Annotated in this window: 26 protein-coding genes and 1 tRNA gene; 14 read left to right on the forward strand and 13 right to left on the reverse strand. The window is 70.6% G+C overall.

Translation table 11 applies throughout. From position 1 onward, the window contains the following. Nucleotides 1-27 precede the first annotated feature (27 nt). The 4 genes from HZS54_RS14005 to HZS54_RS14020 all read left to right on the forward strand — a co-directional run bounded on the left by HZS54_RS14005 (nt 28) and on the right by HZS54_RS14020 (nt 3,053). Entirely contained in the window at nt 28-1,281 is a 1,254-nt protein-coding gene (locus HZS54_RS14005) for a Glu/Leu/Phe/Val family dehydrogenase (RefSeq protein ID WP_179917737.1), read from the forward strand. Nucleotides 1,282-1,362: 81 nt separating this feature from the next. Beyond that, on the forward strand, nt 1,363-1,839 hold the full coding sequence (locus tag HZS54_RS14010; RefSeq protein WP_179917738.1) for an SRPBCC family protein: 477 nt from the start codon (nt 1,363-1,365) through the stop codon (nt 1,837-1,839). Between the two features lie 95 nt (nt 1,840-1,934). Then, entirely contained in the window at nt 1,935-2,378 is a 444-nt protein-coding gene (locus HZS54_RS14015; RefSeq protein ID WP_179917739.1) for a hypothetical protein, read from the forward strand. Between the two features lie 117 nt (nt 2,379-2,495). After that, nucleotides 2,496-3,053: an NAD(P)/FAD-dependent oxidoreductase gene (locus tag HZS54_RS14020; protein WP_179917740.1), complete on the forward strand. Its 558-nt coding sequence runs from the start codon at nt 2,496-2,498 to the stop codon at nt 3,051-3,053. 282 nt (nt 3,054-3,335) lie between these two features. Here the strand turns inward: HZS54_RS14020 and HZS54_RS14025 are convergent, their stop codons facing one another. Continuing rightward, nucleotides 3,336-3,563, reverse strand: coding sequence for a hypothetical protein (locus HZS54_RS14025; protein ID WP_179917741.1), 228 nt, complete (start codon nt 3,561-3,563; stop codon nt 3,336-3,338). Nucleotides 3,564-3,672: 109 nt separating this feature from the next. Here HZS54_RS14025 and HZS54_RS14030 point away from each other — a divergent pair, with 109 nt between their 5' ends. Further along, the gene (locus tag HZS54_RS14030; RefSeq protein WP_179917742.1) at nt 3,673-4,581 is read left to right on the forward strand and encodes a DMT family transporter; all 909 of its coding nucleotides are present in this window, start codon (nt 3,673-3,675) and stop codon (nt 4,579-4,581) included. A gap of 24 nt (nt 4,582-4,605) precedes the next feature. Here the strand turns inward: HZS54_RS14030 and HZS54_RS14035 are convergent, their stop codons facing one another. Further along, a complete protein-coding gene (locus HZS54_RS14035; RefSeq protein ID WP_179917743.1) occupies nt 4,606-5,403 on the reverse strand; it encodes an RIO1 family regulatory kinase/ATPase domain-containing protein in 798 nt (265 codons plus the stop codon). Nucleotides 5,404-5,585: 182 nt separating this feature from the next. On the opposite strand from HZS54_RS14035, the gene HZS54_RS14040 reads away from it, so the two are divergent. After that, a complete protein-coding gene (locus HZS54_RS14040; RefSeq protein WP_179917744.1) occupies nt 5,586-5,945 on the forward strand; it encodes a hypothetical protein in 360 nt (119 codons plus the stop codon). A 79-nt stretch (nt 5,946-6,024) separates the two neighbouring features. Continuing rightward, on the forward strand, nt 6,025-6,918 hold the full coding sequence (locus tag HZS54_RS14045; protein ID WP_179917745.1) for an EamA family transporter: 894 nt from the start codon (nt 6,025-6,027) through the stop codon (nt 6,916-6,918). Between the two features lie 14 nt (nt 6,919-6,932). Here the strand turns inward: HZS54_RS14045 and HZS54_RS14050 are convergent, their stop codons facing one another. Continuing rightward, nucleotides 6,933-7,100 (reverse strand): DUF7331 family protein, encoded by a 168-nt coding sequence (locus HZS54_RS14050; protein ID WP_179907845.1) that lies wholly within the window; start codon nt 7,098-7,100, stop codon nt 6,933-6,935. A 182-nt stretch (nt 7,101-7,282) separates the two neighbouring features. On the opposite strand from HZS54_RS14050, the gene HZS54_RS14055 reads away from it, so the two are divergent. Further along, on the forward strand, nt 7,283-8,206 hold the full coding sequence (locus HZS54_RS14055) for a phosphotriesterase family protein (protein WP_179917746.1): 924 nt from the start codon (nt 7,283-7,285) through the stop codon (nt 8,204-8,206). Between the two features lie 33 nt (nt 8,207-8,239). Here HZS54_RS14055 and HZS54_RS14060 read toward each other — a convergent pair whose 3' ends face one another. After that, on the reverse strand, nt 8,240-8,491 hold the full coding sequence (locus HZS54_RS14060) for a DUF5789 family protein (RefSeq protein ID WP_179917747.1): 252 nt from the start codon (nt 8,489-8,491) through the stop codon (nt 8,240-8,242). 168 nt (nt 8,492-8,659) lie between these two features. On the opposite strand from HZS54_RS14060, the gene thiD reads away from it, so the two are divergent. Then, nucleotides 8,660-10,021, forward strand: coding sequence for a bifunctional hydroxymethylpyrimidine kinase/phosphomethylpyrimidine kinase (gene thiD, locus HZS54_RS14065; RefSeq protein ID WP_179917748.1), 1,362 nt, complete (start codon nt 8,660-8,662; stop codon nt 10,019-10,021). A 25-nt stretch (nt 10,022-10,046) separates the two neighbouring features. On the opposite strand, the gene HZS54_RS14070 is transcribed toward thiD, so the two are convergent. The 5 genes from HZS54_RS14070 to HZS54_RS14090 all read right to left on the reverse strand — a co-directional run bounded on the left by HZS54_RS14070 (nt 10,047) and on the right by HZS54_RS14090 (nt 15,889). Beyond that, entirely contained in the window at nt 10,047-12,245 is a 2,199-nt protein-coding gene (locus HZS54_RS14070; protein ID WP_179917749.1) for a PGF-CTERM sorting domain-containing protein, read from the reverse strand. 96 nt (nt 12,246-12,341) lie between these two features. Then, on the reverse strand, nt 12,342-13,064 hold the full coding sequence (locus HZS54_RS14075) for a sugar phosphate isomerase/epimerase family protein (RefSeq protein ID WP_179917750.1): 723 nt from the start codon (nt 13,062-13,064) through the stop codon (nt 12,342-12,344). Nucleotides 13,065-13,619: 555 nt separating this feature from the next. Further along, nucleotides 13,620-13,916 carry a DUF8036 family membrane protein gene (locus HZS54_RS14080; RefSeq protein WP_179917751.1) on the reverse strand — a complete coding sequence of 99 codons (297 nt, stop codon included), beginning with the start codon at nt 13,914-13,916 and terminating at the stop codon, nt 13,620-13,622. Between the two features lie 4 nt (nt 13,917-13,920). Then, on the reverse strand, nt 13,921-14,196 hold the full coding sequence (locus HZS54_RS14085; RefSeq protein WP_179917752.1) for a winged helix-turn-helix domain-containing protein: 276 nt from the start codon (nt 14,194-14,196) through the stop codon (nt 13,921-13,923). Nucleotides 14,197-14,278: 82 nt separating this feature from the next. Next, a complete protein-coding gene (locus HZS54_RS14090; RefSeq protein ID WP_179917753.1) occupies nt 14,279-15,889 on the reverse strand; it encodes a molybdopterin-dependent oxidoreductase in 1,611 nt (536 codons plus the stop codon). 154 nt (nt 15,890-16,043) lie between these two features. Between HZS54_RS14090 and HZS54_RS26585 the strand changes: the two genes are divergently transcribed. Next, nucleotides 16,044-16,163 (forward strand): HVO_2523 family zinc finger protein, encoded by a 120-nt coding sequence (locus tag HZS54_RS26585; RefSeq protein WP_006885078.1) that lies wholly within the window; start codon nt 16,044-16,046, stop codon nt 16,161-16,163. Between the two features lie 19 nt (nt 16,164-16,182). Here HZS54_RS26585 and HZS54_RS14095 read toward each other — a convergent pair whose 3' ends face one another. Then, nucleotides 16,183-16,857 (reverse strand): TVP38/TMEM64 family protein, encoded by a 675-nt coding sequence (locus HZS54_RS14095; protein ID WP_179917754.1) that lies wholly within the window; start codon nt 16,855-16,857, stop codon nt 16,183-16,185. A gap of 111 nt (nt 16,858-16,968) precedes the next feature. Between HZS54_RS14095 and HZS54_RS14100 the strand changes: the two genes are divergently transcribed. Then, nucleotides 16,969-17,331 carry a DUF5830 family protein gene (locus tag HZS54_RS14100; protein ID WP_179917755.1) on the forward strand — a complete coding sequence of 121 codons (363 nt, stop codon included), beginning with the start codon at nt 16,969-16,971 and terminating at the stop codon, nt 17,329-17,331. Between the two features lie 39 nt (nt 17,332-17,370). Here the strand turns inward: HZS54_RS14100 and HZS54_RS14105 are convergent, their stop codons facing one another. Further along, nucleotides 17,371-18,882: a DUF7115 domain-containing protein gene (locus HZS54_RS14105; protein WP_179917756.1), complete on the reverse strand. Its 1,512-nt coding sequence runs from the start codon at nt 18,880-18,882 to the stop codon at nt 17,371-17,373. 180 nt (nt 18,883-19,062) lie between these two features. On the opposite strand from HZS54_RS14105, the gene HZS54_RS14110 reads away from it, so the two are divergent. Continuing rightward, nucleotides 19,063-19,198 (forward strand) — tRNA-Met (locus HZS54_RS14110). Between the two features lie 90 nt (nt 19,199-19,288). Here the strand turns inward: HZS54_RS14110 and HZS54_RS14115 are convergent. Beyond that, nucleotides 19,289-19,879: a response regulator transcription factor gene (locus tag HZS54_RS14115; protein ID WP_179917757.1), complete on the reverse strand. Its 591-nt coding sequence runs from the start codon at nt 19,877-19,879 to the stop codon at nt 19,289-19,291. 173 nt (nt 19,880-20,052) lie between these two features. Here HZS54_RS14115 and HZS54_RS14120 point away from each other — a divergent pair, with 173 nt between their 5' ends. Both HZS54_RS14120 and HZS54_RS14125 read left to right on the forward strand, forming a co-directional pair. Next, nucleotides 20,053-20,484, forward strand: coding sequence for a DUF8009 family protein (locus HZS54_RS14120; protein ID WP_179917758.1), 432 nt, complete (start codon nt 20,053-20,055; stop codon nt 20,482-20,484). A gap of 245 nt (nt 20,485-20,729) precedes the next feature. Next, nucleotides 20,730-20,981, forward strand: coding sequence for a DUF8028 family protein (locus HZS54_RS14125; RefSeq protein ID WP_179917759.1), 252 nt, complete (start codon nt 20,730-20,732; stop codon nt 20,979-20,981). An 86-nt stretch (nt 20,982-21,067) separates the two neighbouring features. On the opposite strand, the gene HZS54_RS14130 is transcribed toward HZS54_RS14125, so the two are convergent. Then, entirely contained in the window at nt 21,068-21,997 is a 930-nt protein-coding gene (locus HZS54_RS14130) for a DMT family transporter (protein ID WP_179917760.1), read from the reverse strand. Between the last annotated feature and the right edge of the window lie 45 nt (nt 21,998-22,042).

Consider the following 22,042-nt stretch of genomic DNA (forward strand, 5'->3'; position numbering starts at 1 on the left):
TTCCCCGCGCTGACCCTTCTGTCTGGCATGTCCGAGGAGATCAACCCCTTCGAGAGTCTCCAAGAGCAGGTCGACGACGCCGCCGCCCACCTCGACGTCGACTCCGGAGCGCTCGAACGGCTCAAACGCCCGGAACGCGTCCTGGAGACGAACCTCTCGGTCGAGTTGGACGACGGCTCGACCGAGCTGTTCCGCGCATACCGCTCGCAGTTCAACGGCGCCCGCGGCCCGTACAAGGGCGGGATCCGCTATCACCCGCAGGTCTCCCGCGACGAGGTCAAAGCCCTCTCCGGCTGGATGGTGTACAAGTGTGCCGTCGTCGACATCCCCTACGGCGGCGGGAAGGGGGGGATCGTCGTCGACCCCGACGACTACTCCGAGGCCGAACTCGAACGGCTGACACGCGCGTTCGCGACGGAGTTGCGCCCCATCGTCGGCGAGGACAGGGACATCCCGGCGCCCGACGTGAACACCGGCCGGCGGGAGATGAACTGGATCAAGGACACCTACGAGACCCTGGAGAACACCACCGAGCCGGGCGTCGTCACCGGCAAGGCGCCCGACAGCGGCGGCAGCGAGGGGCGCGTCGAGGCGACCGGTCGGTCGGTGATGCTGACGGCCCGCGAGGCGTTCGACTACCTCGACAAAGACGTCGACGGCGCGACCGTCGCCGTCCAGGGCTACGGCAACGCGGGATCGATCGCCGCGAAACTGCTCGAGGACCTCGGCGCGAGCGTCGTCGCCGTCTCGGACTCCTCCGGTGGGGCCTACGACCCCGACGGCCTCGACACGCGGGCGGTCAGAGAGCGCAAGGACGAGACCGGCGACGTGGTCGACTACGACGCGCCCGAGACCATCTCGAACGAGGAGCTGCTGACGCTGGACGTGGATCTCCTGGTCCCGGCGGCCCTGGAGAACGCCATCGACGGCGACCTCGCCGCGGACGTACGGGCGGACGTGATCGTCGAGGCCGCGAACGGGCCGCTGACGCCCGACGCCGACGACGTGCTCACCGACCGGGACGTGTACGTCTTCCCCGATATCCTCGCCAACGCCGGCGGCGTCACGGTCTCGTACTTCGAGTGGGTGCAGAATCGCCAGCGGTTCTACTGGTCGGAGGAGCGCGTCAACGACGAACTGGAGACGGTGATCGTCGACGCCTTCGACCGGCTGACCTCGACCTTCGAGGACCGGGACCTGCCGAACGTCCGGACCGCCGCCTACGTCGTCGCCATCGAGCGCGTGCTCCGCGCCAGCGAGCAGGCCGGCGTCTGGCCGTAGCGGCCGGTGGGTCGAGGCGGTCGCCGCGGACCACACTCGTTGGACACGCCGGTTTTACGGCCCGAGACCCAACCGGCGTGTATGCCGGTCTACGAGCGCGAGGTCGTCGTCGACGCGCCGTTCGAGGACGTATGGAAGTTTCACTCGGGAGCGTCGGGGCTCGAAGCGCTGACCCCCGACTGGATGAACCTCCGGGTCGAGTCGTCGGTCGGTCCCGACGGCGATCCCGACCCGGACGTGCTGGAGGCGGGGTCGCGAGTCGAGTCGACGGTCGCCCCCTTCGGCGTCGCCCCGCGCCAGCGGTGGGTCTCGGCCATCGTCGCCCGCGAGGAGGGCGACGGCCAGGCGTTCTTCCGCGACGAGATGCGGGCGGGGCCGTTTCCGGAGTGGGTCCACACCCACTCCTTCGAGGCGGTCGACGGCGGCACCCGCGTCCACGACCACGTCGAGTACGAACTCCCCGTCGTCCGCGGGCTGTTCGGCCCGCTCGGGTGGGTCGGCTTCGAGCCGATGTTCCGGTATCGCCACCGGAAGACGAAGGAACTGCTCGAAGGGTAGCGGGACCGCTCCCCCGGCCGCGCCGTCGAGCGGGGCTCGGTCACCCGCTTTCGACGTGCCAGAAAGCCTTTGACTCCGAGCGGCGACCCGCTCGTATGTCACCGCAGCGACGGCACGCGGTCCTCGCCCTCGTGGCGCTCTGTGCGGGCGGCGGCTGTCTCTCCGCCGTCCCGTTCGGTCAGTCGCCGACCCCGACGGCCGAACCCGCCGGCTTCCATGGCCAGTTGGACGAACAGGATCCGCAGACGGTCAGCCTGGAGAACCGGTGGAACCGAACCGTCACCGCGCAGCTACGGGTCGTCCGAACGACGACCAACGACACGGTCCACGAGGAGGCGTACGACCTCTCACCCGGGAGCGAACGGACCGTCTACAACACCAGCGCGGCCGACCCCGACGGCGTCGAATCGTTCCGGATCACGCTGACCGCTCGCGGGACGACGGAACGCGTGACCGTCGAAAACAACGCGTGTCACGGCGGCGTCGACGGCTGGATCGGGGACGACGGCACCGTCTTCCTCTCCTACGCTATCTGCTGACCGGACGCGGACGGTTACACGGGGTGCCGACCCGCCGGCCTCGCCTCGCCGCGGTGAACCCGGAAATCGATCCGGGGGAGGCCAACGACTTTCACGCTGCCCGTACAGTGTTCACGCATGACAGACGTAGCTGTCGTCGGCGGCGGTCCCGCCGGCCTGAGCGCCGCACTGTTCACCGCGAAGAACGGCCTCGACACCGTCGTCTTCGACACGGACAAGACCTGGATGCACAAGGCCCACCTGTTCAACTACCTCGGCATCGAGAGCGAGGACGGGACGGCGTTCGTGGAGGACGCCCGCGAACAGGTCGAATCCTTCGGCGTCGACCGCCGACAGGGCGAGGAGGTCGGGACCGTCGAGCAGGACGGCGACGGCTTCCGCGTCGTCACCGAGGACGACGACCTCGCCGCCGACTACCTCGTGCTCGCGACGGGCGCGAACCGCGGCCTCGCGGAGGAACTGGGGTGTGAGTTCACCGACGAGGACATCGTCGACGTGGACGTGACCATGGAGACCTCGGTCTCCGACGCCTACGCCACCGGCGCGATGGTTCGCGCCGAGGAGTGGCAGGCCGTGATTTCGGCCGGCGACGGCGCCGCGGCGGCGCTGAACGTCCTCTCGAAGGAGAAAGGCGAGCACTTCCACGACTTCGACGTGCCCGCCGACGCCGAGTGACGAGCCCGGGGCTCACAGGGTGTTGATCTCGGTGGCGATGATGAACAGCCCTACCAGTATCGCCACGAGGAGCAGGATGACGACGTTGAGCCGGATGCGGAGTCCGTCGTCCATACGATCTGCCCACTCGTCCAGTTGATTTGATAGTTGTGGTCCGTGCGAGGTTGCGAGTCGGACACCCAAACTCCCCGGCCCGCTCGCCCGTCCAGTCGGCCAGGAAGCAGCGACCGTACGGCACCGGGGGCGGTCACGCGCCTCCTCCAGCCGATCCACTCCCGTCGGTCACCCCGTGCTCCCGGTCGGGTCTGGCGGACCCAGCCAAACCCTGAGCGCCGCGCCGGCCGACAACAGCACCACTGCGACTGCCGAGAGCGCGAGGACCGGCGCCACCGTCGGGTCCGGCCGCGCCGACATCTGCGAGAGCGCCCAGAGGGTGAGCAGCGCCGCGCTCCCGCCGGCGAGCAGACACCAGTACATCGCGAACTCCGCGACCGACCGCAGGCGTCCCATGTCTTCGGCGGCCGGCCGCGCGGGGAAGTATTTTCTGATTGACCGTTTCGCTGCCCGGCGATCGCGGGCCACCGCAAGACGAAAGGGGCCGCTGCCGAAAGGGTCGCCAATGGCCGGCGAGACGCTCTCGAAGCGGCTCGAAGCGCGCGTCTCGCCGCCGGCGGCGCTAGTCGTGGCCGTCCTGGCGGTGTCGACCAGCGCCATCCTGATCCGCTGGAGCGCGGCGCCGCCGACGGTGGCGGCGTTCTACCGGGTACTCTTTACCGTCGGGTTACTCGCGCCGCTGGCCGCCTCACGGCACGGCGAGACGCTGCGGTCGCTGGGACGGGGCGACGCGCTGGCGGCGGGCGCGACCGGGGTGGCGCTGGCGATCCACTTCGCGGCGTGGTTCCAGTCGGTCGAGTGGACGAGCGTCGCGGCCTCGGTGACGCTCGTCCAGGCCCAGCCGCTGTTCGTCGCCGTCGGCGCCGCCGCTTTCCTCGACGAGCGGCTGACGCTCCCGAAGATCGGGGGGATCGTGCTGGCGGTCGCCGGCGCGGCAGTCATGTCCGTCGGGGAGTTCCTCGCGGGGACAGCGGTCGGCCCGCACCCGCTGGCGGGCAACGCGCTGGCCCTCGCGGGCGCGGTGATGATGGCGGTCTACGTGCTGGCGGGCCGGTCGCTGCGCGAACGGGTCGCGCTCGTCCCCTACGTCACCGTCGTCTACGCCGTCTGCGCCGCGGTCCTCGGCGCGATCGTCGTCGCGCAGGGCGACCCCCTCGCGGGCTACGCCGGCAGGGAGTGGCTCCTCTTTCTCGCGATGGCCGTCGGGCCGGGGATCTTCGGCCACACGGTGATCAACTGGGCGCTCGAACACGTCGAGTCCTCGGTCGTCAGCGTCTCGCTGCTGGGCGAACCCGTCGGGAGCACCGTGCTGGCGCTGCTGTTGCTCGCGGAGGTCCCCGGTCGGTGGACCGTGGCCGGCGGTGCGGTCGTGCTCGGGGGGATCTACCTGACCGCGAGCGCGCGTGAGAAGTGACGAGCGGTCGCGGTCGGCCCCCGCTCAGGCGGCGTGTTTCTCGATCTCGCCCTTGACGGCGGCGCCGTCGAAGTCGTGTTCGGGGCGGATGTTGACGAAGTCGAGGAACTCGCGGGCCGCCATCAGCGAGTCGGGGTCGTGGACCTCCAGCGCGGCGGCGACGGCGTCGCGGGCGCCGATCAGGGGTTCGAGCGCGCCCAGCGCGCAGGCGGTGTCGTAGGCGCGCGCGTCCTCGATGGCGCCCTCGTCGACCTTCGTCGCGTCGATGAAGTACAGCTCCCCGCCGGAGACGAGGACGTTCTCCCGCTGGAGGTCGCCGTGGGCGAGGTTGTTGTCGTGCATCCGTTCGAGGTTCTCGAACAGCTCGACGGCGTGAGTCCGCACCTCGTCGGGCGGCAGGTCGTCGAGCGACCGGAAGTCCGGCAGGTATTCGAGGACCATCACGGCCACGTCGTCGTACTCGAAGGCCTCCTTGGGCTCGGGGGCGCTGACGCCGATCTCGCGCATCCGCTCGTTGGCCTCAAGCTCGTGCTCGGCCATCTCGATGGGCGCGTCGAAGCGCTCGAAGAAGCCCTCCGTCCCCGAGGAGAAGGCGCCGAGGTTGCGCCCGGCGGTCAGCAGCGCGTGGACCAGCGAGTTCTGCTCGGTGACGACCTTGACGAACAGCTCGTCGTTGACGACGCAGGGCGTCGACAACCAGTTGTCCGCGTCGAGGAAGACGACTCTGGCCGTCTCCAGGTCGTAGCGGTCCATCACCTCCCGGACCGCCCCTTCGAGCGTCGGCCAGGGGACCGTGCCCCTGAGAAATCGCCGGAACGCCATCTGTTCGCCGAGTCGCGTCCCACGGGTTTATTGGTTCGGTCCCGGACCCGGACCGCGGTCGGTCCGACACGACGGTCGAGCGCTCGCGCGATCCCGCCGCGCCGCCGCGACCGCCCACCGGTCGCCCTCGTCCGCCCCGCTCGACGCCCACCTTTTTGAGCGAGCGGATCGTGACCTCGCGCATGGGACTCGTCACGGGGCTGATCACGTTCGTCGTCGGTGTACTGGTCGGCGGAATCGGCATCTACGTCGGCGCCGAACTGGTCGGCGGCGGCAGCAGCTACGAGAAGGCCGTCACGACCGCGATATTTGGCTCGCTGGTCTGGGCGCTCGTTGGGACGTTCTTCGGATGGGTCCCGTTCCTGGGGCCAATTCTGACGTTCGTCGCCTATCTCGGCGTCCTGAACGTGATGTACGACGGCGGCTGGGTCGAGGCCGCGGCCATCGCGGTGGTCGCCTGGCTGACGCTCGTCGTCGTGTTCGCGGTGCTCGGACCGCTCGGGCTCGGGATCTTCTCCGGCGTCGGCGTCCCCGGCGTGTAGAGGGGGATCCCCTCCCCGGTTCGCCGTCGCGACGAGGCCGGACGGGAACGCTCTTTGTCGCCCGCACGAACCGTCTGCCGTGTTCGGGCTCGAACCGGGACTGGCCTATGCGGTCGCGGCGTCGCTGATCCTCGGCGTCTACCTGTTCTGCATCAAACGCTACTTCGACGACTACCCCTCGACGGTGTACGTCACGGTCACGTTCGCCGCGTCGCTGCTGTGGTACCTGCCGATCGCGGCGGTCGCGAGCGACGGAAGCCTCCTCCCGGCCGGCTTCGGGGCGCCGGGCGTCGGAATGTTCGTCCTCACCGTCGGCGGGTCGATCCTCGCCTTCCTCGCCTCCTTCCGTGCGATCGCCGTCGGAGACGTGTCCTACGTCGCGCCGATCAGCAAGATCGTCGCGGTGTTCGTCCTCCCCATCGAACTCGTCTTCCTGAACGAGCGGCTGTCGGCGGTCCAGATCGCGGGCGTCGTCGTCGCGACGGCGGCCGTGTACGTCGCCAACTACGAGCCCGGGAAACTGCTGGACCCGTTCGTCCGGGCGGTCCACTCCCGGCCCGCCCAGCTGGCGCTCGCCAGCGCGGCGATATTCGGCGTCGTCGACGTGGGCAAGCGCGTGTTGACCCAGGAGCTCCGAGTGCCGCCGGAGACGTTCAACCTCGTCATGTTCGCGGTGGTGCCGCTGGCGCTGGCGCCGCTGGCGGCCCGCAGATGGCCCGACCGGGAGGGGGGCGGCGTCCGCGCGGACCTACATCTGTTCGCGGGCGCCGGGCTGTTGCTGGCCGTCGCGGAGCACTTCGTGATGCTGGCGTTCTCGACGCTGTCGGCGAGCCTGGCGTCGCCGGTCGTCAACACGCAGGCCGTCGTCGCCGTCCTGCTCGGCGGGGTCGTCCTCGGCGAGGAGAACTTCCGCGTCCGACTGGTCGCCGCGGCGTTCGCTATCGGCGGCGTGACGATGATCACGGTCGGCTGAGAAGGAGAGCGGAGCTACTCGGCCGGTCCGGTGGCGCGCACGTCCTCGAAGTCGATCGCGTAGCTGGCCTGGATCCAGGCGTTGGCGTTCTCCCGGTCGTAGAGCACCAGGTCGCCGTCGATGGTCTCGAAGGTCCCGCACTGTTCCGCCCCGCGTTCGGTTGGCCGCTGCGTCTCGGACATCGCTCGCTTCGATAGCAGTCGTTCGGGGAGTTAAACCTTGCCGTGGGTGTGGTATACATCCTCAATATAGTATAAGGGAACCTAGTATCGGCCCCAGCCGCGCCGCCGATCGGTCCCCGAGGATCGTGGCCGGACTCGCCGGTGGGCGAGGGATTAGGGCCCTCGCGGTCCTGTCGAGCCCCATGGAGCTGCACACGACGCAGGGGCTGCTGGCTCGCGAGGACCTCGGGTTGATACTCCCGCACGAGCACGTCTTCGTCGACCTCGGGCCGATGGAGGAAGCGAACTGGCGCGACGCCGACCCCGAGGCGGTCGTCGAGGTGATGGCGCCGGAGATCGAACGGGCGCGCGACGCTGGCGTCACGGCGCTCGTCGAGGCCACGCCCGAGGGCGTCGGTCGCCGCGTCGATATCGATCTGGCGGTGTCCGAGGCGACCGACTTCCCGATCGTCGTCCCGACCGGGATCTATCAGGAGCCGTCGATCCCCGAGTGGGCCCGCGAGGCGAGCGAGGACGAACTGACCGAGTGGCTCGTCGAAGACCTCACCGAAGGGGTCGACGACACGGGCGTCCGCGCGGCGTGGATCAAGGTCAGCACCGACGACGACGACCTGACCGGCCTCTCGACCGACGAGGCGAAGATCCTGCGGGCCGCGGCCCGCGCCGGCGAGCGGACGGGTGCGGCCATCGGCAGCCACACGCTCCACGGCGAGCTCGTCCACGAACAGCTCGACGTGGTCGAGGAAGTCGGTTACTCGCCCGAGCGGTTCGTCTGGATCCACGCCCAGGCCGACGACGAGCGGTATCACCGGGAAGTCGCCGAGCGCGGCGCCTACGTCGAGTTCGACTGGATCGGCGGCGACGACCAGGACGACGGCGACTACGTCGACCGGGTCCGTCGGCTGGTCGAGGCCGGTTACACCGACCGGGTCCTCCTGAGCCAGGACCGGGGCTGGTACGACCCCTCCGAGCCCGACGGGGGCGAGCAGAAACCGTACACCCACCTCACGGAGACGTTCCTCCTGAAACTCCGCGAGGCGGGCGTCGACGAGGCGACGGTCCGGCGGCTCACTCGCGACAACCCCTTCGAGGCGTACGCGCGCTGAGGGCAGATCGTCGCGACCCGGGAGCCGCGCCGACTATCCCTCGCCCTCGGATTGGTACGGTTCGCCGACCGCCTCGCGCGGGAGGTCGTTCTGGACCGCCGTGTAGGCGTCGTCGGCCGACTCGAAGCGGTCCGCGCCCGCGTCGGCCAGCAGTCCGCCGAGGTTCCGTTCGCCCTCGGCGAGTTCGACCTCGACGTCGTCGCAGGCGGCCGCCAGCTCGTCGCGGTCGACGGGGTAGTCGAACTGTTCGAGGTACTCCCCCAGCTCGGCCAGTTCCAGTTCCATGGTCGAGTCCATGGCCGGCGGGCGTTAGTGTGTAGTTGCCAGGCGCCTGCGGGGAGCGTTCGCCGTCGCGACCCGAGGGTCGCCACTCGACGGCCACCGGTCGCCCGTCGCCGCCCGCCGGCGTCGTCTCTCGTCAGCCATTTGGTGTCGGCACGGAAACACCCGGACATGACACGACGCGACGCGCCGGTCTCGCCGCCGGTCGTCCTGACCATCGCGGGCAGCGACTCCGGCGGCGGCGCCGGCATCCAGGCCGACCTGAAGACGATCGAGGCCGGCGGCGGCTTCGGGACGACGGCGATCACGAGCGTCACGGCCCAGAACACGACCGGTGTCGAGCGCACGCACGTCCTCCCGACCGGAGAGATCGACGCCCAGTGCGACGCCGTCCTGTCGGACTTCGACGTGGCCGCGGTCAAGACGGGGATGCTCGCCACCGCCGACGTGGTCGAACTCGTCACCGACCGGGTGCGGGAGACCGCGGCGCCCGCCGTCGTCGACCCGGTGATGGTCGCCGCCTCGGGCGACCGCCTGCTCGCCAGCGAGGCCGAGTCGGCCTACGAGGACCTGATCGCCGAGGCGACCATCGTCACGCCCAACGCCGACGAGGCGGCCGTCCTGACCGGGATCGACCCCGCGGACGAGTCCGAGGCGCGCGAGGCCGGCGAGCGCCTCGTCGAGACGGGCGCCGACGCCGCGCTCGTCAAGGGCGGCCACATCGCGGGCGGCGACTCGGCGGACGTGGTCGACGTGCTCGTCACGAGCGACAGCGTCGAGACGTTTCGCCATCCGCGGGTCGACACCGACGCGACCCACGGCTCGGGCTGCACGCTCTCGTCGGCCGTCGCGACCCGCCTGGCCCACGGCGACGACGTCGAGTCGGCGGTCGCCGCGGGCGTCGACCTGCTCGCCCGCGCGGTCCGGTACAACCTCGACGTGGGAGAGGGGCCGGGTGCGGTCCACCACGCGGTCGAACTGCGCGACCGCGCGGCCCGCGACGACACGGCCGAGGCCGTCGAGGGGGTCGTCCGCGCGTTCGTCGACCGGAATATCGGCCCGCTGGTCCCCGAGGTCGGGACGAACGTCGCCGGCGCGACCCCCTACGCCGAACGGCCGGGCGAGACGGCCGCCGTCGAGGGGCGGGTCACCCGGACGCGCTCGGGGGTCGAGCCCACTCGCGGCGTCCGGTTCGGCGCGTCGACCCACGTCGCTCGCCTCCTGCTGGCCGCCCGCGAGCACGACCCCGACCTGCGGTTCGCGGCGAACCTCCGATACGACGACGCGGTCGCGAGCGCGCTCGCCGACCTGAACGGACCGGTCGCGGAGTTCGACCCGGCCGACGACCGCGCCGACTCGGTCGAGTGGGGCGTCGAGACCGCGTTCGACGCCGTCGACGGGACGCCCGCGGCGGTCGTCGACCGCGGCAGCTACGGCAACGAACCGATCGCGTTCGTCCTCGCGCGGACCCCCGACGCGCTCGTCGACCGGACGCTGGCGACGCTCGACGCCGTCGAAGTCGCCGACGAATAGGAACGCGCCGCGGGCCGCGCTGGCTTCACTCCCATCGCCGGGCGAGCAGCGCCAGCGCGCCCAGAAGGCCGACGAGGCCGGTGAGCGGGCCGAATCCGGGACCGAACCCGGAGGTTCCGCCGTCGCCGCCGGCGCCGTCTCCCGCGTCGCCGTCGTCGCCCACGTCGCCGACGGTCACGACCAGCGGGTCGGCGCTCCCGAGCGTGAACTCGTACTCGCCGCGGTCGAGGCGGACGACGCCGCTCAGGCTCCGGTTCTCGCCCGCGTCGAGTGCGACCCTGCGGTCGATGATCGGGCCGTCGGGGCCGCGGAGGGTGACGTTCGCGCGCGCCGGCACGCCGTGCGTGTTGCTGACCGTCGCGGTGAACGCCACCGCGCCCGGCCCGGACAGGTCCGTCCGGTTGGCCGAGAGGCCGGTCACGGTCGCCCGAGGGGGTTCGTACACCTCGACGGTCACGCGGTCGCCGCCGACGGCGAGGGTGTAGTCGCCGGGCTCGTCGAATGTCCGGTCGAACCGGTAGGTCACTCGCTCGCCGGGCGCGACGGTCCCGCTCTCGGACGCTTCGACCGCGCCGTCGACGACGAACCGCGCCTCGTACCCGCCGGCCGAGCCCCCGGCGTTGGTCACCGCCCCGGTCATCGTCAGCGTCTCGCCGGTGTAGAGGGTCAGCTCCGACCCCGAGCGTGTCACGTTACGGTAGGGGCCGCTCACCGAGAGGGCGCCCGGTTCGGTCGCGATCCCGACCTCGACGAGTGCGGGCGTCGACCCGAACGCCTCGGCGTGAGTCGCTGCCGACCAGAGGTCCGGCGTCCGCTCGGTGCCCGCGTAGGTGACCGCCGCCCGGCGGACCTCCGGGCCGGCGACCGTCCCGACCGACTCGAAGACGGCGCGCGCGTCGACCGGGCCCGAGTGGGCGTTCATCGCCGAGAACACCGCCTGGAGCGACCGCGTCCCGTCGGTCGCCAGCCGGATCCGCAGGTCGGTGTCGCCGGCGACGAGGCTCCCCTTCAGGTAGTTGGCGGCGTCGACCCACGACCGCGGTTCGGTCAGGACCGCGTCGGACTGCGGGCGGACGGTCCCCGGCCGCAGCGCCTCGCGGAACGCCGCGAAGTCGACGCGGTCCTGTTCGAGCGCGAGCAGGGCGGCGTAGTAGGTGGCGAACGCTTCGTTGGTCCATCGCGCCGAGGACGCGGCCTCGTAGCCCTGGCGAGTGTGGACGTACTCGTGGAGCCAGGTGTTCTCGGCGGTCGCCAGCGGCTCGGCGTCGCGGACCCACATGTCGCGGTCGCCGTACTGCAGCCCGCGCACGCCCCACCGGACGGTCGTCGTCGGCGCGGCGAAGACGTTGACGACCGGGTCGCGGTCGCCGACGCGCATGCGGTCGCCGGCCGCCGCCAGCGAGTCGAAGATCGCGTCGGGCGACTCGGTCAGCGTCGCCTGCTCGGGGACGACCAGCTCGAAGCGCTGGCCGTGGGCCGTCCGCTCGCGGGTCGCGACCGCGCCGAGGTAGGCCATCCACTCCCCGACGTAGCCCTCGCCCGCGGTCCGCGTCGCGCGCGTGATGCCGACCGGTGCCGCCCCGCTCCACGACCAGCTCGTCGGCACCGCTGGGTGGCGGACCAGCGCCCACTCGCCGGCGTCGACGAAGAGATACCGCCCCTGGGCCCCCTCCGGCCCCGAGAGTTCGACCGTCTCGTTGACTTCCATCGCGAACGTCACCGACGGATTCGACGTGTTGCCGTCCCACTCGTAGACGGTCCCGTTGCCCGGCGAGAAGCCCGTCGTCCCGGTGACGGTCACCGCCTCGGGCAGTTCGGGCTTCAGCGAGGACACCCGGTCGGGCACCCGGTAGCGCTGGACGACCGTGATCTCACCGGGCTCCTCGGGCGTCAGCCGGAGTTCCTGCACCGCCGTGACGTTCGCCGGCGCGCGCTCGAACACCGCGTCGGTCCCCACCGCGGCGGCCGACCCGCCCGACGCGGTGACGGACTTGCTCACCCGCTCGGCGGGCTGGCCGAGGTCGGTGGACGGGGCGGTGTCGGCGGCGAACTGCCGCGATTCGGATTCGAGTCGGGGTTCGGAGACGGACCCGTTCTCGGTCGACGAAGCGGCCGCGTTCTCGGTCGACGAAGCGGCCGCGAGGCCGCCTCCGGTGACCGCGCTCGTGAGAAGCAACACCGCGACTACCGCGGCGACGACTCGACGACCGCCAGCCCGTGCCATACCTCCGGTTGGGAAACGCCCGACTTAACCTTTCGCCGCCCGGCGGACGCGGCCCGCCCGGGGGCGACGGCCACGGTCGCCCGGTTCGGTCGCGGCCTACAGCCCGGCGAGGAACTCGGCGCCGGTGTCGATGGAGGCCGCCGGGTCCTCGGGCTCGTCGTGCTCGTAGACGAGCCACTCGGCGTCGACCCCGCGGGCGGCGTCGGCACACGCCTGCATGTCCACGTCGCCGTCGCCGATCTCGCAGAACTCGCCGTCGGCCATGTCCTTCATGTGGACGATCTCGACGCTGTCGCCGTAGCGTTCGAGGATCTCGACGGGGTCGTGGCCCGCCGTCTCGATCCAGCCCACGTCGGGCTCCAGCAGCGCGTCGGTGTGGTCGGCGAACACCTCGAAGCCCGTCGTGTCGTCGAACGCGACGAACTCGTGGTCGTGGTTGTGGTAGTGCAGGTCGAAGCCCTGCTCCAGCATGTCGGCCGCGATCGCGTCCACCCGGTCGGCCGTCTCCAGCGTCGCCTCGCGGGACTCGAACTGTTCGGGCCCGAGCCACGGGACGACCGCCCCGTCGGCGCCGACGGTCTCGTGGAAGGAGGCGACTTCGGTGGGGTCGGACTCCATCTCGTCCACGTCGACGTGAGCCGCCGTCACGGCCAGGTCGAGGTCGTCGAGGCGGTCGGCGAGTTCGTCGGCCGAGAGGCCGCCGAAGCCGCCGGAGAACTGCACGCCGTCGTAGCCGGCCGCCGCGCAGCGTTCGAGGATCTCTCCCATCGGCAGGTCCAGGTCGCGAACCGAGTAGAGGTTGATCGCGGTGCGTACCATAACGGTCGGTCGTCCGGACGGGCTTTCAGTCCACGGGTCGGGGCGCGACTCTCCGGCTGCGAGTCTTCAGTTCAACTGTAGATGGAAGGGTGCAATCGTTCGAGCGGCGAGTCGTTCCGAGCGATACCGGGCCGACGGTGAGCGACGAACGCCCTCGACCCGCTCGCTAGCAATTGGATCGACTGCAGGCGACAGCAGGCGGTGAAAGCCCTCGGCGCGCTCGCGGTCGCTGAGCGAGATCCGCGCTCTCAGCACGGCCCGCGCGGATAGTAGCCCGCTCAGGCGACTAGCGACGCGAGCGCGCCTCGCCCTTTCAGTCCACCAGGGACCGCGACCGCAACAGCAAGGGCGCCGCACAGCGACCGCAGACGGCCACGAGCCTCCCCAGCCGATTCGCTCGCCTTCGGCTCTCTCATCCCTCGCGCGGCTACGTCGCGCGCACGAGAGCGCGCTCCAGCACGCGCCGACCGCACCGCTCGACAGCACGCGCCATCGAGAACGTCGAACAGCGAGAAAATCGTGGTCGGTCGAGATATCGAGTCGAGCGGACTCGGATCACTGCATCGTGACGTAGGTGAGAAACAGCAGCGCGAGGAACTGCAGGGCGCGGAGGACGACGACGGCCTGCTGGGCGACGGGGTCGGCGGCGTAGAGCATCTGCATGCTGAAGAAGTAGTAGATCGCGACGAGGTTCTCCAGCAGCATGACGCCGGCGAAGGCGAGCAGGCCGAGGATGAGGTTGGTGCCGAACGTTCGGTAGTTACGCAGCCAGACGACGCCGAGCGCCACCAGTAACAGGGCGTTCAGCCCCGCGAGGGCGGTCGCAACGGTGAGCCAGGGTTCCATCGCCATCGTATCACTCGATTTGGTCGGTTATGGTCTCGAACTCCTCGCGGTGGTGGTCGAACCGGTCCGTGAGGAAGTACATCGCGCCGTAGTCGTCGCCGCCGCGCTCGACCACGTCGTGGTCCAGCAGGACGTCGAGGTGGTGGCGCACGGTGTTGTAGTCCACGTCGAGTTCCTCGGCGAGCTGGTTAGCGTTGCGCGGCCGGTCGTCGATCAACCGGATGATCCGCGCGCGGTTCTCCCCGCCGCGCGTGCCGGCGAGCAGATACCAGAGTGCCTTCTCCATCGACGCTCGTACCGTCCTGTCCCCCGCCTGCGTTTTAGGCGTGCTGGTTCCTCCCACGGGCGCCGCACTGCCGTCCGCCACCTCACCCCACGCTCCCCGGGTCGACCGTCTCGCTCACCCACCCGGTCGCCCCGCTGGGGTAGGCGTCCCGTTCCTCGCTCGGCTGGACCGTCCCGGTGCCGTCCGTGGCGCGGACGACCACGTCGTGGCTCCCCGAAGGCGGGTCGTAGGCGTAGCGCCACTGGCGCCAGGCGTCCTCGGCGGTCTCGGGCGGGTCCTCGACCGCGCCCGTCGCGCCGGGCAGGCGCTCGGTGAGCTCCGCGTCGGCCCAGGTGTCGCCGCCGTCGGTCGACACCTCGACGCGGTCGATGCCGCGGGTCCCCGCGTAGGCGTGCCCGCCGACAGCGATACGGCCGTCTTCGGTCCGGGTGGTCGCGTGGAGCTTGGCGACCGTCTCCACGGGGCCAGTGCCGTGCCACCCCTTCTTTTCCCAGTAGCCGTCGGCCTCGCGTTCGAGGAACTCGATCTCGGTGATCCACTTGACGCTGATCTCCCCCCAGTGGCCGGGGACGAGCAGGCGGACGGGCGCGCCGTGGCTTCGCGGGAGCGGTTCGCCGTTCATCCCCAGCGCGAGGAAGCCGGTCTCCAGCGCCTCCAGCGGGAACTCCTCGTAGTAGTCGTCCGCGGCTCGGACCATGACGCACTCGCAGTCCGAGTTCGGCTTCGCGTCCTCGATGAGCGACGCGATGGGGACGCCGCTCCAGACGGCGTTGTCCATCTTCTGCCCGTTGAGCGACTCGCCGACGCAGCGCAGCGAGACGAACCGGTGCTGGAACTCCCGTTCGGCGAGGTCGGCGTAGTCGTAGGACAGTTCCTCGTCGACTTCGCCGGTGACCGATAGCGACCACTCGGCGGCGTCGGGCGTCGGCGAGACGGAGCTGTAGGAGACGTTGAAGAAGCGCTCGCTCACGAGCGGTTCCATCCCGTCGAGGTCGAACGTCCGCTCTTCGGCGGCCGCGAGCTGGTCGCTCGCGTCGAAGGTCGGTACCTCGACGTTGCCGTAGATAGCCGGGTCACCGCGGAGACGGTCGCCGTCGCCGGTGTCGCCCCCGCCCGAGCCGCCGCCGACCGCCGCGGTCCCGTCGCGGCCGACGACGTAGCCCAACGCGCTCGCACCCAGCGCGGCGCCGACCGCGGTCAGCACGCGCCGGCGTCCGCCGGACGGAGCCCGTTCAGTCGCGGGTCCCCGGGATGCGGAGATGTCGGTCACGGCGAGGACGACGCCGGCGCCGACCGCCGCGCCGAGCGAGAGGACGGGTCGGCCGGTCAGCGCGGCCGTCACCGCCCAGACGAGCGCCGGGCCGCCCAGCAGCGGGACGGCGCGCTCGTCGAGCCACCGACCGAGCGTGACCGAGACGACGACCGCCTGTGCGTACAGTATCACGACGATCGTCCCCGCCGTCGCGAGGTTGAGTTGCTGTCCGAGGTCGCCCAGCACCGTGATCGCGAACGTGACGACGGCGCCCGGCATCACCCGCGAGAGCGTGCTCTCGACCGGTGCGACGACGAACCCCGGTGCGAAGCCGACCGCGGCGAACGAGCCGAGCAGCGCGGCCACGCCCGCGGCGACGGCGATAGCGACCGTGCCGACTCCCGGCGGATACCGCTCGGCCAGCGGCGTGTCTCCTGTCATGGGTCCCACTGGCGACTACCCACGGATAGGCGTTGTTCGAAAACCGCTCGGACTCTCTCTAGAATTCGTTCGGGTTGACCGCGCCGGCGGTCGGAACCGGCGAGGAGGACCGCCGGAGAACAAGGCTCAAGCGCCGTCGGTCCGAGGCGAGGATATGAGCGACGCAGGCGGCCGGCCCTGTCCGATCTGCGAGCGGCCGATGACTCACCGTCACTGCAAGTACGTCTGTCCGGAACACGGCGTCGTCTACGACTGCGCGGACACCTTCTACTGAGCGGCACCTCGGTCGCTTGCTACCGAACGTCGACGCCGAGGTCGTAGCGCTCGCGGACCAGCCGATAGGTCGGTCCGGCCAGCAGGAGCCCCGAGACGGCCGTCGCGGCGGCGACCAGGGCGATCCCCTGGTCGAGCCCCTCGACCGAGAGCGTGTGCATCGACGCGCCGGCGACGACGGCGCCGACGATCCAGGGCGTCTCGCCGACGAGCGTCCCGGCCAGGTACGTCCGCGGTGAGATCCCCGAGAGACCCGCCGCCGAGGAGATCACGTCCGAGGGGATCGGGGCGAGCCGCGCGGCCACGAGCCCGCGGAAGCCGCCGGTCGCCGCGACCACGCGGTCGCCGACACCGGCCGTCCGTCCGAGGATCCCCTCCTCGGTCCGGAACCGGCGGGCGACCAGGAACGGCGTCGCCGTCGAGACCGCGAGTCCCGCGGCGGCGACCGGGACCCCGACCGCCACGCCGTAGACGTACCCGACCGTCAGCGAGAGCAGACTGACCGGCCACAGGACGAGCGGTCGGGCGACGTAGAGGACGGCGAGCACGGCGAGGAAGCGCCAGGGGTCGGCCGAGAGCGCGACGAGCGACTCGAGTACCGCGGCCGGCGAGAAGACCACCGCTCCGGCCGCGAGCGCCACGGCGACGGCCGCGAGGCCGCCAACCTGCCGGCGCGTCGCTCGACTGACTGCCATCGTTCCCGGTCCAGTCCCCGCCGGCACAAGTCTTGTGGTCGCCGCAGCACCTCCGGAGCAGCGGCGCCGAACCCGGAAACGCTTAATCCGGGGGCGACCCCACCGGAGAGCGTGGACGACCGCGTCGAACTCGGCGTCGAACTGCTCGCCCACCTCGAACACGCCGAGCTGTCGCTGGCCGAGGCCGTCGACCGCATCGAGACCGTGACCAGCGACCCGGCGGTCACCCGCGAGATCCTCGAGACCGCCGAGCGACGCGGCGTCATCGACCGCGAGGGCGACACCGTCGTCCCGACGACCGGCGACTACGTCGGCTTCGAGGGCGGCGACGTCGTCAGCAAGGAGGGGGAGTTCACCTGCCAGCGCTGCGGCGCCGGCATCACCACGGGCTACTTCATCGAATTCGACGCCGGCGACCACGGCCCGTTCGGCTCCTCGTGTATCAGGAAAGTCACCGGTCGCGACGAGGACTGACCGCCGCCCCGGTCGCGCCGCTCCCGCCGCCTGTCGACCCTACTCGGAGTCGCGCTGCTGGACCAGCTGCTTGAGCGCGCGGTGTTGCCGTTTGAGCAGTTCGTTCTGGCGGTCGACCGCGTCGGTCAGCTCGTCCAGCCGCTCGGCCATCGCCTCGAACTCCTCGCGACTGACCGGCGCGGGCTCCACCTCGTCGGTGTCCCCGGCCGTCGCTGCCGAATCCGCCGACGAGCGCGGTGGCGACGCGTCGTCCGACCCCTCGACGGCGTCCGCGGTCGCGGTGCCGTCGGCCGAAGCCTCGCCGGCCCGACCCTGGGTCGAGCCACCCGCCTGGCCCGCGGCGTCGGTCCGCTGGGTGCTCGCCTGCTCGGAGTCCCCCCGCTGAGAGCGAGTCCGCTGGTCCGCTTGCCGGGGCTCCGCCTGCTGGGCGTCGGGAGGCGAGGTGTCGGTCCCCCCGGTCGCCCCGCTGTCGGCCTCGCTCCGCCGAGCGTCCGTCCCCGCGTTCGACTCGGCGGTGTCGCCCGGCTCCGGCGCCGACTCCGCGTTCGCCGGTTCGGCACTCGAATCGGCCCGGTTCGGGGAGTCGGTTCCTGCCGCTTCCCCGGCGTTCGCGTTCGACCCGCGAGTCGCCGGCTCGCCGGTCCCACCGGCGTCGGCGTCGGCGGTCTGGCCACCCGCCGTGTCGGGCGACTGACCGGCGGTCGGGTCGGATGACTGGCCGCCCGGCTGGCGGTCGGGCTCTCGCGGCGGTTGCTCGCCGGCCTGCGGGTCGCCCCCGGCGAGTCGCTCGTCGGCGTCGACGGACTCGGTCAGCTCGGCCTCGTCGCTGACGAGCGGGTCGAAGTCGTCGCCGAACGAGAAGTCGTCGCCGCCGGCTTCGGTCGCGGCGTCGACGCCGCCCGCGTCCGCGTCGTCGGCGCCGACGACGCGGTTGAGTTCGTCGATGTTGGCGACGTCGTAGTAGTTAAACAGCGCCTTCTCGAGCGTCTGCCGAACGACCGGTGCCTTGTCGTTGGGCACCTTGATCCGCTGGGGACGACCGCCGACCGAGAGAGCGATGCTGGTGGCGACGCTGGCGCGTTCGAACTCCAGACCGGTCACGTCGTCGTAGGCGTAGACCTCGTAGTCCTCGGACCAGACCTGGTTGCCGATGTGTTTGATCAGCCGGCCCTCGGCGATGATGAGCGTGAGTTCGCTGAACCGGTAGACGCCGGCGAGCGACTCGCGGGCCTCGATGACGCCGTCGAGCTTGAAGACGCCCTCGAGGAACAGTTCGAGCACCTTCTCGCCGCGGTTGGCCGGGACCGTGAACGACCGGGTGCCGTCGATGTACTGCATCGTGAACTTCGTCTTGCGGCGGCCCTCCGAGACCGCGAGCTGCTCGATGTCGTGGGAGTACTCCTCGACCGCTTCGTCGCTGAGCAGGCCTTCGCCGCGATAGACGAGCGTTCGCGTCGGTGTGAGACAGACCGCGTCCTCGTCGCCGAGCGAGACGCCGGCCTGGATCTCCTCCCCGTCGAGTACACCCTCGACGAGGTCCGGGATGTCCATGCCTGAGGTGTACCCGTCCTGGTGTATAAATCCGGGGGTGGGAACCCGACCGGTCGCGGCGCGGGCGGACGACCTATCCGCGAACGGGTCACCGAAACGACGCGACGGCGGGGGCATGACGGCGAATCGCCCGGCGGATATGAGAAGGTTAAAGACCGATACCGCGGTACGATGGAATGCGCCCGGGTGGCTTAGCTGGACATAGCGCCGCACTCATAGGGTTTCCTTGCGCGGCAGGCCGGCATGCCCCCACGAGGCCCGTCAGCCTCGGACCTGGGACATGCGGAGATCGAGGGTTCGGAGCCCTCCCCGGGCATACCTTCCGTCGCTCACACCGCGGAGTCGCGACTGTTCGTCGAGCGTGACGCGCACGGAGAAATCCGTCGGATCGCGGTGGCGAACGCCGTCAGGCGTCGCCGGGGAACTCCTGGAAGAGCGTCTCGAAGTCCTCGGTCTCGCTGAGGTCCGAGACCGTCCGGTCGGCCGCTTCCCGGAGGTCTTCGACCTCGGATTCGAGCCGCTCGTACTCCTCGCTGTCTTGGAGCTCCACGAAGTCCTTCTCGGCCTCGAGGGTCGCTTTCTTCGAGGCGAGCGAGAAGAACTCCTGCATGCGCTCGTCGTAACTCTCGCGGTCGAGCATCCGCTCGGCCGCGCCGTGGAGGTCGTCGAGCATCACCGGCTTGGTCAGGTAGTCGTCGAACGCCATCTCGACGATGTCGAAGTCGGGGTCGACGGCTGTCACCATCACGACTCGGCACTCGAGGCGCCGCGCGCGCAGCTCCTCGAGGACCTCGTCGCCGTTCATCTCCGGCATCTGCCGGTCGAGGAAGACGATGTCGACCTCGTCGTCGGCCTGCTCGAGCGCCTCGTGGGGCCCGTACGCTGTCCTGACCTCGTACTCCTCTGCCAGCCAGGTCGAGTACAGGTCGGCGATGTCGCGCTCGTCGTCCACGACGAGCACGGTTTCGTCTCCGGAGTTGCTGTTCGGCGTTGTCATCGTGAGTCCCGTGATTTGGACGAACGGATTATCGACTATCGGACGAACCAGTTCATAAAACCACCCCATGAATTATCGCGCGTGAAAATTGGGACGGGTCAGCCCCCCCCGACTCGCCCCTCCGACTCGTCCCACCGACGGCGTTATGTCGGCGAACGCCTTGGTGTCCGTCGATGGACGAAGCGTCGGACGACCCGCGGCGGATCCGGACGCTGGCGGTGACCGTCGAAGACGTGATCGCCGCGCTAGAGGCTCGGAGTCAACGCGACCGACCGGTCGTGTTGCGGGCGACGCCGCCGTTCAGCGGTCGGATGCGCGCTCGCCTGCACGTCGCGACGGGCGAGTACGACGAGTCGCCGGCGCCGCTGCACGTCGACCCCGAATCGCTGCTCGACGACGCGGCGCCGACCTACCCGCGCCCGGCCGACACCGAGGACGAACTTCGGGCGGAGCCCGACACCGAGTACACCGTCGAGCGTCACCACGACCGCCACGAGGACGCAGTCGCGACCTGGCGGGAGACCGTCACCGACCACGTCCGCGACACCGCCACCGTCGAGACACCGTACGGCCCCCACGAGGTCGGAGTGTCGCTCCTCGGCTGAGCCGACCGCCCGAACGCGTACGTTCGCCAACCGATCACACAGTATTCGTCGTTCGAATGACGAGAACGGAGTTGCTCGCTCGATAAAACGTCTCGCCGTTTCTCCGCCGGCGATGAAACGAAATCGGGGGTTAGTAAAACGTCTATACGCGCGCGTCGTTCGTGTGAAACGTTGTGAAATAACCGGAAGACTCGGACGGTTATAAGGTAATACCGCGCTATCGTGGAAGTACGAGGTTCCCCCGCATGTCAAGTCGCTCGTCCGACCTCACGTCGTCGCTCGACCAGGCCGACGTCGGCGTCTCAGACGTCGGCAGAAGCATCGTCGCGCCGATCACCGGCGCCGCCTTCTGGGCGGCCGTCGCGCTCCCATTCCTCCATCTGCCGCTGTTGCTGGCGACGGGCCTGTCCGCCGAGCCGTACACCGACGCGTTCGTCGCCCTGCTGGCGCTGAACGTCGTCGCACTGCTCGTCGGCCACCCCCACTACCGCGACTGACCCGTCGAGCGACCGCCCGGACACCTCCAGCCGAACGGTCGCGCCCTCGGAACCGCCCTCCAGCGGAGTGATCTTCCCCATGGCCGCTACTCCTCCGAGCCGGCGATCGCCGCTCGCAACCGCGGGATCTCCCGCCCGAGCGCCCGGCGTTTGATCAGGACGAAGCCGACGAAGATACAGCAAAAGCCCGCCGCGGTCCAGCCGTCGACGACCTCCTCCAGGAACAGGAAGCCGGTGACGGCGGCGAACAGCGGCGCCACGTAGGAGACGAGGTTGATCTCGACGGGACCGAGCCGCTCCAGCAGGTCGAAGTAGATGAGGAAGCCGGCGGCGCTGGCGCCGACCGAGAGGTAGGCCAGCGACCACAGCGCGGTCGGCGACCACGTGATCGCACCGAACGACTCGCCCAGTCCGAGGCTGAGGAGGTGCATCAGCCCGGCGCCGCCGAGCATCGACCACGCCTCCATGGTCTCGATCTCGACGCCCGCGTCGATGTACGTGGTCACCACGCTACCCAGCGCGAAGGATAGCGCCGCGGCGAACACGAGCAGTTGCGGCAGCGTCTCGCGCGTCAGCAGCGTCGCCGGGTCGGGCTGGGCGACGGCGACGACCCCGACGAGCCCGAGGACGATGCCCGCGACGCCGACGGCCGACAGCCGCTCCTCGGGGAGCAGGCCGCGGGCGAACACCGTCGTCAGCACCGGCGAGAAGCTGACGATGACCGCCGCGGCGGCGCTGGTCGTCCCCTGCTCGCCGACGAACAGGAACGCGTGGTAGGCGGCGATCAGCAGGACGGCGCCGGTCGCGACGGTCGCCCACTCGTCGCGGCCCCGCGGATACCAGCGGTCGGCCCGCAGGGCCGCGTACCCCAGCATCACGACGCCGGCCACGTCGTAGCGTAGCGCCGCGAACAGGACCGGCGGGAACGCCGCCAACCCGGCCTTGATCGCCACGAACGCCGAGCCCCACAGCGCCGACAGCGCCAGAAACAGTCCGAGGTTGCGGTACGTGGACACGCTCCGTGGTTCGGGCGAGCGGGCCTGAACCTTTCGGGTCCGGGT

This window comes from Halosimplex pelagicum (genome assembly GCF_013415905.1).
In the GTDB taxonomy this organism is placed as follows: domain Archaea; phylum Halobacteriota; class Halobacteria; order Halobacteriales; family Haloarculaceae; genus Halosimplex; species Halosimplex pelagicum.

Bases quoted from the DNA above. Each gene is read 5' to 3' on its own strand.
- HZS54_RS14005 (WP_179917737.1), top strand. From the start codon at position 28: ATGTCCGAGGAGATCAACCCCTTCGAGAGTCTCCAAGAGCAGGTCGAC.
- HZS54_RS14010 (WP_179917738.1), top strand. From the start codon at position 1,363: ATGCCGGTCTACGAGCGCGAGGTCGTCGTCGACGCGCCGTTCGAGGAC.
- HZS54_RS14015 (WP_179917739.1), top strand. From the start codon at position 1,935: ATGTCACCGCAGCGACGGCACGCGGTCCTCGCCCTCGTGGCGCTCTGT.
- HZS54_RS14020 (WP_179917740.1), top strand. From the start codon at position 2,496: ATGACAGACGTAGCTGTCGTCGGCGGCGGTCCCGCCGGCCTGAGCGCC.
- HZS54_RS14025 (WP_179917741.1), bottom strand. From the start codon at position 3,563: ATGGGACGCCTGCGGTCGGTCGCGGAGTTCGCGATGTACTGGTGTCTG.
- HZS54_RS14030 (WP_179917742.1), top strand. From the start codon at position 3,673: ATGGCCGGCGAGACGCTCTCGAAGCGGCTCGAAGCGCGCGTCTCGCCG.
- HZS54_RS14035 (WP_179917743.1), bottom strand. From the start codon at position 5,403: ATGGCGTTCCGGCGATTTCTCAGGGGCACGGTCCCCTGGCCGACGCTC.
- HZS54_RS14040 (WP_179917744.1), top strand. From the start codon at position 5,586: ATGGGACTCGTCACGGGGCTGATCACGTTCGTCGTCGGTGTACTGGTC.
- HZS54_RS14050 (WP_179907845.1), bottom strand. From the start codon at position 7,100: ATGTCCGAGACGCAGCGGCCAACCGAACGCGGGGCGGAACAGTGCGGG.
- HZS54_RS14055 (WP_179917746.1), top strand. From the start codon at position 7,283: ATGGAGCTGCACACGACGCAGGGGCTGCTGGCTCGCGAGGACCTCGGG.
- HZS54_RS14060 (WP_179917747.1), bottom strand. From the start codon at position 8,491: ATGGAACTGGAACTGGCCGAGCTGGGGGAGTACCTCGAACAGTTCGAC.
- thiD (WP_179917748.1), top strand. From the start codon at position 8,660: ATGACACGACGCGACGCGCCGGTCTCGCCGCCGGTCGTCCTGACCATC.
- HZS54_RS14070 (WP_179917749.1), bottom strand. From the start codon at position 12,245: ATGGCACGGGCTGGCGGTCGTCGAGTCGTCGCCGCGGTAGTCGCGGTG.
- HZS54_RS14075 (WP_179917750.1), bottom strand. From the start codon at position 13,064: ATGGTACGCACCGCGATCAACCTCTACTCGGTTCGCGACCTGGACCTG.
- HZS54_RS14080 (WP_179917751.1), bottom strand. From the start codon at position 13,916: ATGGCGATGGAACCCTGGCTCACCGTTGCGACCGCCCTCGCGGGGCTG.
- HZS54_RS14085 (WP_179917752.1), bottom strand. From the start codon at position 14,196: ATGGAGAAGGCACTCTGGTATCTGCTCGCCGGCACGCGCGGCGGGGAG.
- HZS54_RS14090 (WP_179917753.1), bottom strand. From the start codon at position 15,889: ATGACAGGAGACACGCCGCTGGCCGAGCGGTATCCGCCGGGAGTCGGC.
- HZS54_RS26585 (WP_006885078.1), top strand. From the start codon at position 16,044: ATGAGCGACGCAGGCGGCCGGCCCTGTCCGATCTGCGAGCGGCCGATG.
- HZS54_RS14095 (WP_179917754.1), bottom strand. From the start codon at position 16,857: ATGGCAGTCAGTCGAGCGACGCGCCGGCAGGTTGGCGGCCTCGCGGCC.
- HZS54_RS14105 (WP_179917756.1), bottom strand. From the start codon at position 18,882: ATGGACATCCCGGACCTCGTCGAGGGTGTACTCGACGGGGAGGAGATC.
- HZS54_RS14115 (WP_179917757.1), bottom strand. From the start codon at position 19,879: ATGACAACGCCGAACAGCAACTCCGGAGACGAAACCGTGCTCGTCGTG.
- HZS54_RS14120 (WP_179917758.1), top strand. From the start codon at position 20,053: ATGGACGAAGCGTCGGACGACCCGCGGCGGATCCGGACGCTGGCGGTG.
- HZS54_RS14125 (WP_179917759.1), top strand. From the start codon at position 20,730: ATGTCAAGTCGCTCGTCCGACCTCACGTCGTCGCTCGACCAGGCCGAC.